This window comes from Micromonospora saelicesensis (assembly GCF_900091575.1).
Taxonomy (GTDB): Bacteria; Actinomycetota; Actinomycetes; order Mycobacteriales; family Micromonosporaceae; genus Micromonospora; species Micromonospora saelicesensis.
In genome coordinates this window covers 308,578-323,021 of sequence record NZ_FMCR01000008.1, presented here as the reverse complement: position 1 = coordinate 323,021, position 14,444 = coordinate 308,578, and the positions used below count along the sequence as shown (strand labels likewise).

At 70.9% G+C, this 14,444-nt stretch carries 12 protein-coding genes; 4 read left to right on the top strand and 8 right to left on the bottom strand.

Translation table 11 applies throughout. The features are described 5' to 3' along the window. Nucleotides 1-941: 941 nt before the first annotated feature. Nucleotides 942-2,930, bottom strand: coding sequence for an excinuclease ABC subunit UvrC (gene uvrC / locus GA0070561_RS29870; RefSeq protein WP_091408025.1), 1,989 nt, complete (start codon nucleotides 2,928-2,930; stop codon nucleotides 942-944). A gap of 457 nt (nucleotides 2,931-3,387) precedes the next feature. On the opposite strand from uvrC, the gene GA0070561_RS29865 reads away from it, so the two are divergent. Continuing rightward, nucleotides 3,388-3,813: a hypothetical protein gene (locus GA0070561_RS29865; protein ID WP_091408022.1), complete on the top strand. Its 426-nt coding sequence runs from the start codon at nucleotides 3,388-3,390 to the stop codon at nucleotides 3,811-3,813. 203 nt (nucleotides 3,814-4,016) lie between these two features. Here the strand turns inward: GA0070561_RS29865 and GA0070561_RS29860 are convergent, their stop codons facing one another. From GA0070561_RS29860 to rsgA, 3 genes are all read right to left on the bottom strand, one after another. After that, nucleotides 4,017-4,508 carry a Rieske (2Fe-2S) protein gene (locus GA0070561_RS29860; RefSeq protein WP_091408020.1) on the bottom strand — a complete coding sequence of 164 codons (492 nt, stop codon included), beginning with the start codon at nucleotides 4,506-4,508 and terminating at the stop codon, nucleotides 4,017-4,019. A 161-nt stretch (nucleotides 4,509-4,669) separates the two neighbouring features. After that, complete coding sequence (gene uvrA / locus GA0070561_RS29855) at nucleotides 4,670-7,615, bottom strand: excinuclease ABC subunit UvrA (protein WP_091408018.1); 2,946 nt, start codon at nucleotides 7,613-7,615, stop codon at nucleotides 4,670-4,672. 239 nt (nucleotides 7,616-7,854) lie between these two features. Further along, nucleotides 7,855-8,925 carry a ribosome small subunit-dependent GTPase A gene (gene rsgA / locus GA0070561_RS29850; RefSeq protein WP_091408016.1) on the bottom strand — a complete coding sequence of 357 codons (1,071 nt, stop codon included), beginning with the start codon at nucleotides 8,923-8,925 and terminating at the stop codon, nucleotides 7,855-7,857. A 178-nt stretch (nucleotides 8,926-9,103) separates the two neighbouring features. On the opposite strand from rsgA, the gene GA0070561_RS29845 reads away from it, so the two are divergent. Beyond that, nucleotides 9,104-9,820 (top strand): maleylpyruvate isomerase family mycothiol-dependent enzyme, encoded by a 717-nt coding sequence (locus GA0070561_RS29845; protein ID WP_091408014.1) that lies wholly within the window; start codon nucleotides 9,104-9,106, stop codon nucleotides 9,818-9,820. A 7-nt stretch (nucleotides 9,821-9,827) separates the two neighbouring features. Further along, a complete protein-coding gene (locus tag GA0070561_RS29840) occupies nucleotides 9,828-10,481 on the top strand; it encodes an MBL fold metallo-hydrolase (protein WP_091408012.1) in 654 nt (217 codons plus the stop codon). A gap of 240 nt (nucleotides 10,482-10,721) precedes the next feature. On the opposite strand, the gene GA0070561_RS29835 is transcribed toward GA0070561_RS29840, so the two are convergent. Together GA0070561_RS29835 and GA0070561_RS29830 are read right to left on the bottom strand one after the other, a co-directional pair. After that, on the bottom strand, nucleotides 10,722-11,330 hold the full coding sequence (locus GA0070561_RS29835; RefSeq protein WP_091408009.1) for a DedA family protein: 609 nt from the start codon (nucleotides 11,328-11,330) through the stop codon (nucleotides 10,722-10,724). 100 nt (nucleotides 11,331-11,430) lie between these two features. Next, complete coding sequence (locus GA0070561_RS29830) at nucleotides 11,431-12,114, bottom strand: class I SAM-dependent methyltransferase (RefSeq protein ID WP_341844886.1); 684 nt, start codon at nucleotides 12,112-12,114, stop codon at nucleotides 11,431-11,433. Nucleotides 12,115-12,307: 193 nt separating this feature from the next. Here GA0070561_RS29830 and GA0070561_RS29825 point away from each other — a divergent pair, with 193 nt between their 5' ends. After that, nucleotides 12,308-12,511, top strand: coding sequence for a cold-shock protein (locus GA0070561_RS29825; RefSeq protein ID WP_007462771.1), 204 nt, complete (start codon nucleotides 12,308-12,310; stop codon nucleotides 12,509-12,511). Nucleotides 12,512-12,559: 48 nt separating this feature from the next. Here the strand turns inward: GA0070561_RS29825 and GA0070561_RS29820 are convergent, their stop codons facing one another. Both GA0070561_RS29820 and GA0070561_RS29815 read right to left on the bottom strand, forming a co-directional pair. Then, nucleotides 12,560-13,840 carry an MFS transporter gene (locus GA0070561_RS29820; protein WP_091408004.1) on the bottom strand — a complete coding sequence of 427 codons (1,281 nt, stop codon included), beginning with the start codon at nucleotides 13,838-13,840 and terminating at the stop codon, nucleotides 12,560-12,562. After that, nucleotides 13,837-14,412, bottom strand: a complete 576-nt coding sequence (locus tag GA0070561_RS29815; RefSeq protein ID WP_091408002.1) for an ArsR/SmtB family transcription factor — start codon at nucleotides 14,410-14,412, stop codon at nucleotides 13,837-13,839. The genes GA0070561_RS29820 and GA0070561_RS29815 overlap by 4 nt, the downstream gene beginning before the upstream one ends. Nucleotides 14,413-14,444 lie beyond the last annotated feature (32 nt).

Here is a 14,444-nt window from a genome sequence, read left to right as displayed (position 1 = left end):
GGGTGCGGCGAAGGCGGTGGTGACGGGGCCGGCGATGGCGCCGCCGGTGAAGGCGAGCCCGGCGGCGGTCAGGGCGGTCTTACGGATCAGATCGGTACGCATGATGGCGTGCTCCTCTGCATCGGGGGTGCCCGCACCACCTCGGGGGGTGGGTGGTGGTGCGGGGGAAGTTCGAGGGGTCCTGCCCGGTGACCCGCGACGAGGGGGTCGGCGTCGGGACAGGCTGTAACCGTTCGCGGTGGCGGGTCATTCCGCCTACCTGCGGGGGGTCGGCCTGTGGTGCTCGGCCGTGCGGGGGGTGTAACCGGGGCGGCCTGGCCGGTGTTCCCGGCGGCTGCCCTGCCCGGCTTGTGGTGCTCGGCCGTTCGGGGGGTGTAACCGGGGAGGCCTGGCGGGTGTTCCCGGCGGCTGCCGTGCCCGGCCGTTGTGGTGCTCGGGCGGGGCCGCCGCGGCATGACTCGGTCTGTTGCGGTGGTCTGCCAGGTATAACGACCCGGCCCGGCCGCCGATTCCGCCGCCGGGGTGGCCCCGACCACCCGACACCCGACACGCAACCCGACAAACACCCACCCGGCCTGGCCGGCGAACCCGACACGGAGGCCATGACGGCGCGATCCACTCGGGTTCCTGAAAGTCGCGGTGTCCGGGCGCCGAGGATGCCCCAACACCATGAAAGCCGAGTGGATCATGCCGGTGTGCCCCGTTCGTCCGCCCCGGGCCGGTCCGAGGCCGGGGCAGAGCGCGGCGCTGATCGGTCGGCAGCGCGCCGTACGGAACCTCGCGTCCCGCAAGATCGTGCTTGATCCAGGAAACAGGCCCCTCCCCGCGCCACGAGGCCACTACATCCAGGATCGAGCACGATCATGGGGGCGCGTGGGGCGGGCGAAAACAGTCAGCGTGGGCCGGTCGGCTGCGCCTCCGGCCGGGCGCGATGAGAGCGCTCAGGTGCTGGGCTTCGCCTCGGCGCCGTCGCCGGCCTTCGGGTCCTCGTCGAGGGCGGCCAGGATCGCCTCGGCGGTTCGCCGCCCCACCCCCGGCACCTCGGTGATCTCTTCGACCGTCGCGGCCGAGAGTCGCTTGAGCGAGCCGAAGTGCCGCAGCAGTGCCTTGCGACGCACCTCGCCCAGGCCGGGTACGTGATCCAGCGCCGACTCGGTCATCCGCTTGGAGCGGCGCTGCCGGTGGAAGGTGATGGCGAACCGGTGGGCCTCGTCACGCACCCGTTGCAGCAGGTAGAGGCCCTCGGAGGTACGCGGGAGGATGACCGGGAACTCGTCGTCCGGGAGCCACACCTCCTCCAGCCGCTTGGCCAGCCCGCACAGGGCCACGTCGTCGATGCCCAGATCGGCGAGGGCCTGCGCGGCGGCCGCGACCTGCGGGGCGCCGCCGTCGACGACCACCAACTGTGGCGGGTACGCGAATTTTCGGGGCCGGCCGGTGGTCGGATCGATCAGGACGCCGACCTGGGGCTCGACCGCGTCCTGGGGGGCGGCCGAGTCGTCGGCCGACTCCACGCCCACCTCGCCCGTCTCGGCCCTGGCGTCCAGGTAGCGGGCGAAGCGGCGACGGAGCACCTCGGACATCGCGGAGAGGTCATCGGTGGCGCCCCGGACGATGAACCGCCGGTACTCGCTCTTGCGGGGCAGCCCGTCCTCGAAGACCACCATGCTGGCGACCACGTCGGTGCCCTGGATCTGGGAGATGTCGAAACACTCGATGCGCAGCGGCGAGGTGCTCATGCCCAGCGCCTCGCTGATCTCGTCCAGTGCCTTGCCCCGGGTGGTCAGGTCACCGGAGCGCTTGAGCTTGTGCCGGGCCAGCGCGTCCTTGGCGTTGCGCTCCACCGTCTCCATCAGTGAGCGTTTGTCGCCACGTTGCGGCACCCGCAGCGACACCCGACTGCCCCGGTGGTTGGAGAGCCACTCGGCCAGCGCGTCGGCGTCCGCGGGCAGCTCGGGGACCAGCAGCTCCCGGGGCACGTCGGCCTCGCCGTGCTCGCCGCCGTACACCTGGGTGCAGAAGTGGTGCACCAGGTCCCCGGTGGTCAGATCCTCGGTCTTCTCCACCACCCAACCGCGCTGGCCGCGGACCCGACCGTCGCGGACGTGGAAGACCTGCACGGCCGCCTCGAGCGGGTCGTCGGCGAACGCGACCACGTCGGCGTCGGTGCCGTCGCCCAACACCACGGTCTGCTTCTCCATGGCCCGGCGAAGCGCGGCCACGTCGTCACGAAGTTTGGCGGCCCGCTCGAACTCCAGCTGCTCGCTCGCCTCGGTCATCTCGCGCTCGATCTTGCGGACCATGGTGTCGGTGCGCCCGGCCATGAAGTCGCAGAACCCGTCGACGATGGCCCGGTGTTCCTCGGCGGAGACGGTGCCGACGCACGGCGCCGAGCACTTGCCGATGTAGCCCAGCAGGCAGGGACGACCGACCTGGCCGGCGCGTTTGAACACGCCGGCGGAGCACGTCCGGGCGGGAAACACCCGCAGCAGCAGGTCGAGGGTCTCCCGGATGGCCCAGGCATGCGAGTAGGGACCGAAGTACCGCACGCCCTTGCGCTTGGCACCGCGCATCACCTGCAGCCGGGGGTACTCCTCGTCGAGGGTGACAGCGAGATAGGGGTACGACTTGTCGTCGCGGTAGCGGACGTTGAACCGCGGGTCGTACTGCTTGATCCAGGTGAACTCCTGCTGGAGCGCCTCGACCTCGGTGCCGACGGTGATCCAGTCCACCGACTCGGCGGTGGTGACCATCTGCCGGGTGCGCTCGTGCAGGTTCCAGACGTCGCCGAAGTAGGAGTTGAGTCGGCTGCGCAGATTTCGGGCCTTGCCGACGTAGATCACCCGGCCGGTGCCGTCGCGAAAGCGGTAGACCCCCGGAAGCTCCGGGATGGTGCCGGGTGCGGGGCGGTAGGTCGAGGGGTCAGCCACACTCCGAGACTAGCCTTCGGCCCCGACACCCCAGATCGTCCCCGCCGACCGCTCGGCGACAGCGACATCGACGTCGTTGCGTCCGCCCCCACAGCAGACCTCGCCGCCCGGTTCGACGGGCGGACGGCACCGCAGGGCCGACCATTACGGATGCCGCGCTTGGGACCGTGCACGTCCACGAGGCCGCCGTCGCATAACTCCAACCGATTGCCATCCACATCACCCTCAATCAATGCACACATTGACAACGGCATCTGCAACTCGGTAGGTTTTGATCACCGAAGCGATTGATGGGTTCGGTGTCCACGGGGGACAATCGATGCCTGACGCGTTCCACAGATTCACCTGTCAAAACGTGCGCGACCGGAGCATCGACCACCTCTCCCTGGCACTGCATCCTGCAATCCGAAGAGTGATGCCCTGCCTTGTCCGCGGGCATCCAGCGGAAGGGGACGAGATGTCAGAGATCGTCAGCGCAAGCGAAACCACGTCCGCGCGGCGGCGGCCCTGGCTCGGCCGGGTCGGCGTGGTCGGCGTGGTGGCCGCCGCGTCGCTGCTGCCGGCGCTGCCCGCCCACGCGGACGTCTATTACCAGGTCTGCCGGCCGAACACCCTCGGGCAGGTCTGCGTTTCCTACAACTGGACCAGCCGCACTGCCGCCGCGAACGCGCAGAACACGACCGGTGTCACCCGGAGCATCACCCTCCGGCTGCTGAGCCAGCCGGGCGGTTCGGTGCTGGCAAGCACCACCCGCAGTGTCACGCACAACAACTGGGTCGGCGTCCCCGCCGGCAACCGCGGCTACGGCCCGTACTGCGGGGTTATTCAGGACGGCCAGGCCGTCTGTCTGCCATCGACCCCGCCGCCCGGCTTCCCGCGCTGACCGGACGGAACCCTCTGGGCCCGCTCCGATAGAGAGAATGTGCCCCAGGCCAGAGGCGGGCCTGGGGCACATTCGACGAACACGGTCGACCACAACGACAATTAATGCTGGCGCCACGGCAACATATTCAATTTCAGCGAGAATTCATCCACGGCTTCATCGAGGAGAGCCTCGCCGGCTGCGTTTCCGACTAGAGTCAATTATTAGGCGAATGAGATCTGGTCGCCGACCACCTTGACGGGCTTCGCGGGGAGCGGCTTGGTAGCTGGACCAGCCTTGACCGACCCGTCCTCGATCGAGAACTTGCTGAAGTGGCACGTGCAGTTGATGGTGCCGCCGTCAACATTCGACACGGGGCAGCGCTGGTGCGTACAGATAGGGTCGAAGCCCTTGAACTGCCCCGGGCTCGGCTGCGTGATCACCACGCCTTCAGCCGCGAGGATCTTGCCACCACCCACCGGGATGTCGGCGGTGCTGGCCAAGGACTGGGCATTCTGCCGGTCGCCGCCGCCGGCGTCGCCAGTGCTGGGCACGGCGGGGCCACCACTGGTGGGTGCGTCACTGCCGCTGCCGTTCCCGCCGTCGTCGCTGCCGCAGGCAGCCAGGACAACGGCCGCGCCGACCGCCCCGACGCCGGTGAGCAGGGTACGACGCGTCTGCGTACCCGGACCGGTCAGCGCCTGATCGTCACTCATGCCTCGCCTCTCTCTAGCCCGCTGCCGGTCGAAAGCCGGCCACACTTCTCCACACGGGCAACTGTGCCGGATGGTTCATCGCGGCACTCGTCCGACCCGGCAAATGGGGCGGGGCGGGTCGGTTGACGACCCGCCCCGCCCCGCGTACACGCACAGAGAGGTCAGCGCGCGGCGGCCGGCACCTTACGGCTGGCCCGCGCCTTGGTCACGCCGTTGGCCTTGGCGGCCCGGGTGGTGGCGGCAGCCGCACCCTTGGCCTTGCCGTCGAGCTTGAGCACCTGGCGCAGGAACTCGCCGGTGTGGCTCTCGGCCACCTCGGCGACCTCCTCGGGGGTGCCGGTGGCGAGCACGGTGCCGCCCCGGTGGCCACCCTCGGGACCCATGTCGATCAGCCAGTCCGCGGTCTTGATCACGTCGAGGTTGTGCTCGATGGTGATCACCGTGTTGCCCTTGTCGACCAGCCCTTCCAGCACCATCAGCAGCTTGCGGATGTCCTCGAAGTGCAGACCGGTGGTCGGCTCGTCGAGCACGTAGACAGTCCGCCCGGTGGAGCGCTTCTGCAGCTCGGAGGCGAGCTTGACCCGCTGCGCCTCACCGCCGGAGAGGGTCGGCGCGGGCTGACCGAGGCGGACGTAGCCCAGGCCGACGTCGACCAGGGTCTTCAGGTGCCGGTGGATGGCCGGGATGGCGGAGAAGAACTCGGCGGCCTCCTCGATCGGCATCTCCAGCACGTCCGAGACGGTCTTGCCCTTGTAGTGCACCTCCAGGGTCTCCCGGTTGTACCGGGCACCCTTGCAGACCTCGCAGGGGACGTACACGTCGGGGAGGAAGTTCATCTCGATCTTGATGGTGCCGTCACCCGAGCACGCCTCGCAGCGCCCACCCTTGACGTTGAAGGAGAACCGACCCGGGCCGTACCCGCGCACCTTCGCCTCGGTGGTCTCGGCGAAGAGCTTGCGGACGTGGTCCCAGACGCCGGTGTAGGTGGCCGGGTTGGAGCGCGGCGTCCGGCCGATCGGCGACTGGTCCACGCCGACGACCTTGTCCACGTGCTCCAGGCCGGAGACCCGGGTGTGCCGCCCCGGCACCAGCCGGGCGCCGTTGATCTGGTTGGCCAGCACCGCGTACAGGATGTCGTTGACCAGCGTGGACTTGCCCGAGCCGCTGACCCCGGTGACCGCGATCAGCTGGCCGAGCGGGAACGAGACGGTCAGGTTGCGCAGGTTGTGCTCCCGCGCGCCGTGCACCACCAGCTCGCGGGCTGGATCCTGCGGACGGCGGCCCGTCGGCGTCGGGATCGACCGCCGACCGGACAGGTACGCCCCGGTGATCGACTCCTTGTTCTTCAGCAACGCCGGCACCGAGCCGCTGTGCACGATCTTGCCGCCGTGCTCACCCGCGCCCGGCCCGATGTCGACGATCCAGTCGGCGGTGCGGATGGTGTCCTCGTCGTGCTCGACCACGATGAGCGTGTTGCCGAGCCCGCGCAGTCGGATCAGGGTCTCGATCAGCCGGTGGTTGTCGCGCTGGTGCAGCCCGATCGACGGCTCGTCGAGGACGTAGAGCACGCCCACCAGGCCGGAGCCGATCTGGGTGGCAAGCCGGATGCGCTGTGCCTCACCGCCGGAGAGCGTGCCGGCCGGGCGGTCCAGGGAGAGGTAGTCCAGGCCGACGTCGAGCAGGAACCGCAGCCGGGCGTTGATCTCCTTGAGGACCCGCTCGGCGATCATCTTCTGCCGGTCGGTCAGCTCGATGCCGGCGAGCAGGTCGGCGCACTCCCCCACGGACAGGTTGCAGACCTCGGCGATGCTCTTGCCGGCCAACGTGACAGCGAGCACCTCGGGCTTGAGCCGGGCACCGCCGCACGCCGCGCACGGCACGTCGCGCATGTAGCCCTCGTACTTGTCGCGGGACCACTCGGACTCGGTGTCGGAGTGCCGGCGCTCGATCCACTGCACCACGCCCTCGAAGCCGGTGTAGTAGGAGCGCTCACGGCCGTACTTGTTGCGGTAGCGCACGTGCACCTGGTCGTCGGAGCCGTGCAGGATCGTCTTCTGTGCCCGCGCCGGCAACGCCCGCCACGGCGTGTCGATGTCGAAGTGCTGGGCCTCGCCGAGCGCCTCCAGCAGGCGCAGGAAGTATTCCAGGTTGTGCCCGGTGGACCAGGGCTGGATGGCGCCCTCACGCAGGCTGCGCTCCGGGTCGGGGACCAGCAGCTCGGGGTCGACCTCCTTCTTGGTGCCCAGGCCGGTGCACTCCGGGCAGGCGCCGTAGGGCGCGTTGAAGGAGAAGACCCGAGGCTCGAGATCCTCGATGGCGAGCGGGTGGTCGTTGGGGCAGGCCAGGTGCTCGGAGTAGCGGCGCTCGCGGTCCGGGTCGTCCTCGGGAAGGTCGACGAAGTCGAGCAGGACCAGGCCGCTGGACAGGCCCAGGGCAGCCTCGACCGAGTCGGTCAGCCGCTGCTTGGCGCTCGGCTTGACGGTGAGTCGGTCGATCACCACCTCGATGGTGTGCTTCTCCTGCTTCTTGAGCTTCGGCGGCTCGGTCAGCGGGTGCACCACGCCGTCGACCCGGGCCCGGGCGTAGCCCTTGGCCTGCAGCTCGGCGAAGAGGTCGACATATTCGCCCTTGCGACCACGGATCACCGGGGCGAGCACCATGAACTTGGTGCCCTCGGCCATCGCGAGGACCCGGTCGACGATCTGCTGCGGGCTCTGCCGGGAGATGCGCTCACCACAGACCGGGCAGTGCGGCTCACCGATGCGGGCGTAGAGCAGACGCAGGTAGTCGTAGACCTCGGTGATGGTGCCGACGGTCGAACGCGGGTTACGCGAGGTGGATTTCTGGTCGATCGAGACGGCCGGGCTCAGACCCTCGATGAAGTCGACGTCTGGCTTGTCCATCTGGCCGAGGAACTGCCTGGCGTACGACGAGAGCGACTCGACGTAGCGGCGCTGCCCCTCGGCGAAGATCGTGTCGAAGGCCAGGCTCGACTTGCCCGACCCGGACAGCCCGGTGAACACGATGAGTGCGTCCCGGGGCAGGTCGAGACTGACGTCACGCAGGTTGTGCTCGCGCGCGCCACGGATGATCAGTCGGTCGGCCACGGTGCGTGTACTCCCGGGAGAAGACGAAGCGAAGGATCTGTCCCGCTCTGGGTGGTCTTGAGCGGTCGTGCGGGCGCGGAAAACACGCCTCGGCAACTCTAGCCCCGAGGTACGACAGTTTCCCTCGCCCGCACATTCCCCCAGCTCAGCCCGGTCGGCCGCGCCACCCGGAAGCCCGGGCCAGCCGAAAACGCGCGCCACCCGAAAGCCCGGGCTCCCGCGCGTCGGCGGGCGCCCGGTCAGAAGCCGCCGGGCGCCGGCGGACGCGCGGCCCGACGTCGGGCCGAACGCCACCCGCCGCGTCGTTCCGCCGCCACCCGGGCCTCCCGCCGTCGGCTCTCGTGGGCCACCTCACCCTGCAGCCGCCGCCAGCTCTCCCACCGACGGGTGGAGAGCTCGCCGGTGTGCAGCGCATCCCGGACCGCGCAGGCCGGCTCGCCGTCGTGGCCGCAGTCGGCGTACCGGCAACCCTCGGCCAGCCCGGCGATGTCGGCGAACGCCCGGTCGAGCCCGGCCGCGCCGTCCAGCAGGCCGACCGCCCGGACACCGGGCGTGTCGATCACCGCACCGCCACCGGGGATGGGTACGAGGGCCCGCCAGGTGGTGGTGTGCCGACCCTTGCCGTCCACCCGCCGGATCGCCTGGGTGGGCATCATCACCGCCCCGACAAGCGCGTTGACCAGGCTCGACTTGCCCGCACCGGACGGGCCGAGCAGGCCGAGCGTGCGGCCGGGCGTCACCTCCGCGCGCAGCGGTTCCAGCCCGAGGCCACGTTCGGCGCTGACCGGCAGCACCGGCACCCCCGGGGCGACCGCGGCCAGCTGGCGGGCCAGCGCGGCCGGGTCGGCCGCGAGGTCCGCCTTGGTCAGTACGACAAGTGGCCGGGCGCCGGACTCGTGGGCCAGGGCGAGCAGCCGCTCGATCCGGCCCACGTCCGGCTCGGGGTGCACCGGCTCCACAACGGCGGCGGCGTCGAGGTTGGCGGCCAGCACCTGACCGCTGGCGTCCTTGCCGGCGGTACGCCGGATCAGCGCGCCTCGCCGCGGCAGCACCGCCTCCACTGTGACGCGGCGGTCCGGCCAGTGGGTGAGCAGCACCCAGTCCCCGGCGCAGGGCAGCGCGGACGGGTCCCGCGCGGCGACGGTCAGCACCGCCCCACCCAGGCTGGCCCGGACCGGGCCGACTGCGGTGAGCACCGTGCAGACCCCCCGGTCCACCCGGGCCACCCGACCCGGCTGGTGCTCGCCGCGACGCGCGGCGTACGCCGTCCGCTCGGCGTCCCAGCCGAGGGCGGTCAGATCGATCGTCATGTCATCCTCATCGGTGTCGAAGCTGGTGATGGCGGAACACGCGTGCCACGTCCGGCATGATCACCACCTCCGTCCGATGTCCCGGTGCCGCGTCTGCCGCTGACGGTAGGTCGCGCGCCGACGCGCCGAAAGCGATTTCCCCGGCGACGGCGCGACGGCGGACCGCTAGGGTCGACGGGTGACCACGGATCCGCTCCTGCTGATGGGCGAGGTGGACGCGGCCACCAGCCGACTGCTGCGTACCGCCGCTTCTTTCGACACCGCGGACCTGGCCGCCGCGTCGCTGCTGCCGGGCTGGACGCGCGGCCACGTGCTGGCGCATGTGGCGCGCAACGCCGACGGCTTCGTCAACCTGCTCACCGCGGCCCGCACCGGGGCGGCGCTGCCGATGTACGCCTCGTTGGACGCCCGCACCGCGGACATCGAAGCCGGTTCGAGCCGGCCACCAGCCGCGCACCTGGACGACCTGCGACGCACCGCGGACCTGTTCTCCGAGGCGGTCGCGGCGATGCCGGCCGACGCCTGGGCGGCGACCGTGCAGGCGCGTAAGGGCCCCTGGCCGGCGGCGCTGCTGGTCTGGGGTCGGCTGCGGGAGATCGAGGTGCACCACCTCGATCTGGCCGCCGACTACCGGGCCGCCGACTGGTCGGAGACGTTCGCTCACCGTCTGCTGCGGGAGGCGGCCAGTCATCACGGCATGGGGCCGACACCGCCGTCGATGGTCCTGCGCCTCGACGGCAGCGAGCACGAGGTGGTGATCGGGGAGCGCGTGGACGCCCCGATCGTCGCCGGCCCCGCCCCCGACCTCGCCGCCTGGCTGATCGGCCGCGCCGACGGCGCCCCGCTCTCCGTCACCCCTGACGGTCCCCTGCCTACTCCACCGGAATGGATATAGAAACGTCATGACATACAGCGGAGACGTCACGCACGGCGGCGCACCGGCGGTTCGGGAGCTGGACGGGCTGACCATCAGCAAGCTGTCGGTAGGTCCGATGGACAACAACGCCTACCTGCTGCGCTGCACGGGCACCGGTGATCAGGTGCTGATCGATGCCGCCAACGAGGCGCCCCGGCTGCTCGAACTGATCGGTGACGGTGGGCTCACCGCCGTGGTGACGACCCACCAGCACATGGATCACTGGGTGGCGTTGGAGGAGGTCGTCGCCACGACCGGCGCCCGGGCGCTGGTGCACGCCGAGGACGCGTCGGGGTTGCCGATCGAGGCGGAGCGGCTGGCCGAGGGCGACACCGTGGCGGTCGGCGACTGCGCGCTGGAGGTCATCCACATCAAGGGGCACACCCCGGGTTCGATCGCGCTGCTCTACCGCGATCCGGCCGGCACCCCGCACCTCTTCACCGGCGACAGTCTCTTCCCCGGTGGGGTGGGTAACACCGACAAGGACCCGGAGCGCTTCGCGGCGCTCATCGGTGACGTCGAGCACAAGCTGTTCGACCAACTCCCGGACGACACCTGGTTCTACCCGGGCCACGGCAAGGACAGCACCCTGGGCGTCGAGCGCCCCGCCCTCCCCCAGTGGAAAGCCAGAGGCTGGTAAACCCCACCCCACCACCAAACAGAAGACCCAACGTCGACCAGGAACCACCAAGATCAAACCCCACCGACGGCGGCGGCACCCCGCACGAACCGGAACCACGACGGGGGCGGGGGCCCGCCGTGCCCGGCGTAGGGATCAAGCCTGACCGCCCGGAGCCGGGCACGGCGGGCCCCCGCCCCCACCCACCGCAACCCGGCCCTAGAGCCCCCCGCGACCCCGCGCCCCCGGAACGAAGAAAGCTCAGCCAACGACGGAGAACAACCGCCGCCGCGCCCCCAGCAACGCGACGGAGGCCAGCACCAGCCCGACCCCCATCGTGACCAGCAGCGGGCTGGGGTCGCCCGGCAGCAGCCCGGCCACCGACCGCGACGCGGTGCCCAGGGCGAGGTAGAGACCGGCCCAGGCGGCCGCGCCGATCGTCGCGCAGCCGAGAAATCGGCGGTACGACATCCGCAGCCCGCCGGCGGCCAGTGGCAGCAGCGCGTTGAAGACCGGCAGGAACGGCGCGACCACCATCATCCGGCCGCCGCCGCGACGCAGGATTCCTTCGGCCGCTGTCCAGCGGGCCTCGCCGATCCAGCCGCCGACGCGGCTGTCGCGCAGTCGGTCGGAGTAGCGACGGCCGACCAGGAAGCTCAGCGACCAGCCGGCCAGGCAGCCGATCAGCACCGCGGTGAAGGTGGCCAGCCCGGTGCTCGGGCGGCCGACGCCGACGGCGGCGAGGATCGCGACGTCGCCGGGGATGAGGACACCCAGCAGGGGTACGGCGTCGAAGAGCATGACGAGCCCGAGCGCACCCATCAGCAGCAGAATGGGTAGTTCTCCGATCTGGGCCAGCCATTGCGTCATGCGTCGACGCTATGGCCGTAGCGCCACTTCGGACATCGGGTCGTAGCCCCCAGTGACCCCTGGTATCCGCCTCGGGGTCGCCCCTGAGTCAGGGTCCGCCTCAGGCGGGACGAAGCACCTGCACGTGGCGTAGCGACGAGTCGACCGACGGTTCGGTGGTGGGCACCGGGTAGGCGGCCAGCACGGTCAGGCGGTCCGTCGGTAGGTGCCCGCGGCCGGGGTCGCCGACCAGCACGTCGGCACCTGCTGCGGCGGCCCGCTGTAGGAAGGGCAGCATCCGGTCGGCCATCGCGCGGTCGTAGAAGACGTCTCCGGCGACGACCAGGTCGACCTTCGCTTCGGTGCTGTCGAGCAGGTCGTCCCCGGTCGCGTCGACGGCGACGTGGTTGGCCCGCGCGTTGAGTCTGACGGCGGCGACGGCGTACGGGTCGATGTCGTTCGCGATCACCTCCGCGGCGCCGGCGAGCGCGGCGGCGATGGCCACCAGCCCGGACCCGGCGGCGAGGTCGAGCACCCGGCGGCCGGCGACCAGCTCCGGGTGGTCCAGGAGGTGGCGGGCCAGGGCCTGTCCTCCGGCCCAGGCGGACGCCCAGTACGGCGCAGGCAGCGCGTGTCCGGCGACGGCCTCCATCCGGGCCCACCAGACGATCGCGTCCTCGGCCAGGTGCAGCCGCACCTCGGGGACGAACGGGGTGGGCACCAACCGGAGCCGGTCCAGACCGGCGCCGGGCGCATGGATCTCGCGTTCCAGCTCGGTCAGCGCGTCGGCTGCGGCATCTCTCATCGGCGCAAGCATGCCCCAGCGGCGGTTGGTCGGGGCGGGTTTCGCATGCCGCCGCGCAGAGTTCACCCGAGTTCGGTTAAATACCTACGGCACTTCGGCCAGCGGATCGGGGTTTTGCCCGTTACTGTCGAACAGGTACGGGCGATCATCGGCCAGAGGCCGAGGGTCAGCCGCTTTGAACAGGGAGAGATGCATGGCAACCGGCACGGTTAAGTGGTTCAACTCGGAAAAGGGCTTCGGCTTCATCGAGCAGGACGGTGGAGGGCCGGACGTGTTCGTCCACTACTCCGCCATCGCCTCGAGCGGCTACCGGGAGCTCAACGAGGGCCAGAAGGTCGAGTTCGAGGTGACCCAGGGGCAGAAGGGTCCGCAGGCGGACAACGTCCGCCCGATGTAGCTCCGTGCCGGTGACGGCGGCCGGTCTCCGGCCGCCGTCGCAGCGCACTCAAGACGCCGCCGGGGCGGCGGGCAGGTCCCGCCGCCTCCGGATCGGCCCTACCAGCAGAATCAACGGGGTGAACGCCAGCCAGGCGGTCATCACGACAATTGCCGTCTGGACGCCGTAACGCGCGCCGATGGCACCGGCCAGCACGGCCGCCAGCGGGATCGTGCCGTAGTTGAGCAGATGCATGCTCACCGTCACCCGGCCCAGCAGGTGGTGCGGCGTGTAGGTCTGCCGGAAGGCACCCTTGACCACGTTGCCGATGGCCACCCCCAGACCGATCAGCAGGCCGCCGAGGGCTGGCCAGGCCAGCCCGACGCCGGGTGCGGCGAGCGGGATGAGCAGCGCGGGCGGGCCGGTGAGCGCCGCCGCGATCAGCAGCGCCCGTGCGGTGCCGCAGCGCCGGGCCACCGTGGTGGCGAGCAACGCGCCGATGATCCCGCCGGCGCTCATCACCCCGACGAGCCCACCCACCAGGCCCGGCTCGAGACGCAGTTCGCGGACCAGGAAGACCACCAGGACGGCCTGGTAGCCGGTCAGCCCGATGTTGCTGGCCGCGCCGAAGAGCGTGAGCACCCGCAGGTACGGGTCCCTGATGACGAAGCGCAGCCCTTCGGCGATGTCGCGGCGCAGTGAGCGGGACTGGTCCACTCGGCGAACGCGCGGTTCGACGGTGCGGATCCGCAGCAGGCACACCGCGGAGACCAGGAAGCTGATCGCGTCCAGCAGCAGAGCGGTGACCGCACCGATGAGCTGGGCGATCAGACCTGCGACACCGGGGCCGACGACATAGCTCGCGGTCTGGGCGGCGTGCAGCTTCGCGTTGCCCTCCGGCAGTTGCTCGGGTCGCAGCAGCACCGGCAGGTACACCTGGTCGGCTGTTTCGAAAAAGACCCGGGCGACGCCGGCGCTGAGCGCCACCAGGAGCAGGTGCCAGACGGTGAGCCGGTCGAGTGCGGCGGCGAGCGGCACGCTGAGGAAGAGCAGGGCGCGGAACAGGTCGCATGCCACCATCACGGGCCGGCGGGGCAGCCGGTCCACCCACGCGCCGGCCGGCAGGCCGATCAGCAGCCAGGGCAGCCAGGCCGCGGCGGTGAGCACCGCCACCTGGAAGGTGCCGGCGTCCAGGACGGCGACCGCGACCAGCGGAAGCGCGACAGTGGTGACGTTGCTGCCGATGCTGCTGACCGTCTGGCCGGTCCAGAGCAGCCGGAAGTCCCGGTGCCGCAGCAGCCCACCGGCCTGGCGCACGGGGGTCGGGTCGCTGCGGGTGGCGGCGGTCACGGTCGCGCCGGCACGCCGTGGACGAACACGAAGACCGGTCGGCGCTCGGCGTCGTCGTCGGGCAGGTCCCGGTTGGCCCAGCGCGAGAGGACGCCGATCATCTCGCGGCTCAGCTCGGCCAGTTCCTCGGGCGTGAGGCGCAGCCAGTGGTCCGTGGAGAACGCGGCGTCGTGCCAGGATGCCTGCTCGGCCTCATCGGCGGCGTGCCAGGCCCGGGCCAGGGCGACGTGCCGGTCCAGGTTGAGCGAGGTGGCGGCGTCGGCGACCGCTCGGGAGGCCGGGTCGGCGTCGAAGTCGGCGTTGGACCAGCGCAGCCCTCGGGTGACCAGACGCCACCACCGCTCACGCCGGTCCCGGGCCAGCTCGGGAGCCTCGGTGACCAGGTCGGCGGCGGCGAGGACCTTGAGGTGGTGGCTGACGTTCGCGGGGGCCTGGTCGGTGCGCTCGGCGAGCAGCCCGACGGTGGAGGGCCCGTGGACCTTGAACACGTCCATCAGCCGGCGGCGCAGCGGGTGGGACATGGCGGCCAGCACCCGGGAGTCGGTGATCTGGCGTACGTCGGAGCTGTCCATGCGGACAGAATGGCATCCGCAACGGCTCTTGC

What these genes read in the sequence shown, in the direction of transcription:
- GA0070561_RS29865 (WP_091408022.1), top strand. Translation starts at nt 3,388, where the DNA reads ATGTCAGAGATCGTCAGCGCAAGCGAAACCACGTCCGCGCGGCGGCGG.
- GA0070561_RS29860 (WP_091408020.1), bottom strand. Translation starts at nt 4,508, where the DNA reads ATGAGTGACGATCAGGCGCTGACCGGTCCGGGTACGCAGACGCGTCGT.
- rsgA (WP_091408016.1), bottom strand. Translation starts at nt 8,925, where the DNA reads ATGACGATCGATCTGACCGCCCTCGGCTGGGACGCCGAGCGGACGGCG.
- GA0070561_RS29840 (WP_091408012.1), top strand. Translation starts at nt 9,828, where the DNA reads ATGACATACAGCGGAGACGTCACGCACGGCGGCGCACCGGCGGTTCGG.
- GA0070561_RS29835 (WP_091408009.1), bottom strand. Translation starts at nt 11,330, where the DNA reads ATGACGCAATGGCTGGCCCAGATCGGAGAACTACCCATTCTGCTGCTG.
- GA0070561_RS29830 (WP_341844886.1), bottom strand. Translation starts at nt 12,114, where the DNA reads ATGAGAGATGCCGCAGCCGACGCGCTGACCGAGCTGGAACGCGAGATC.
- GA0070561_RS29825 (WP_007462771.1), top strand. Translation starts at nt 12,308, where the DNA reads ATGGCAACCGGCACGGTTAAGTGGTTCAACTCGGAAAAGGGCTTCGGC.
- GA0070561_RS29815 (WP_091408002.1), bottom strand. Translation starts at nt 14,412, where the DNA reads ATGGACAGCTCCGACGTACGCCAGATCACCGACTCCCGGGTGCTGGCC.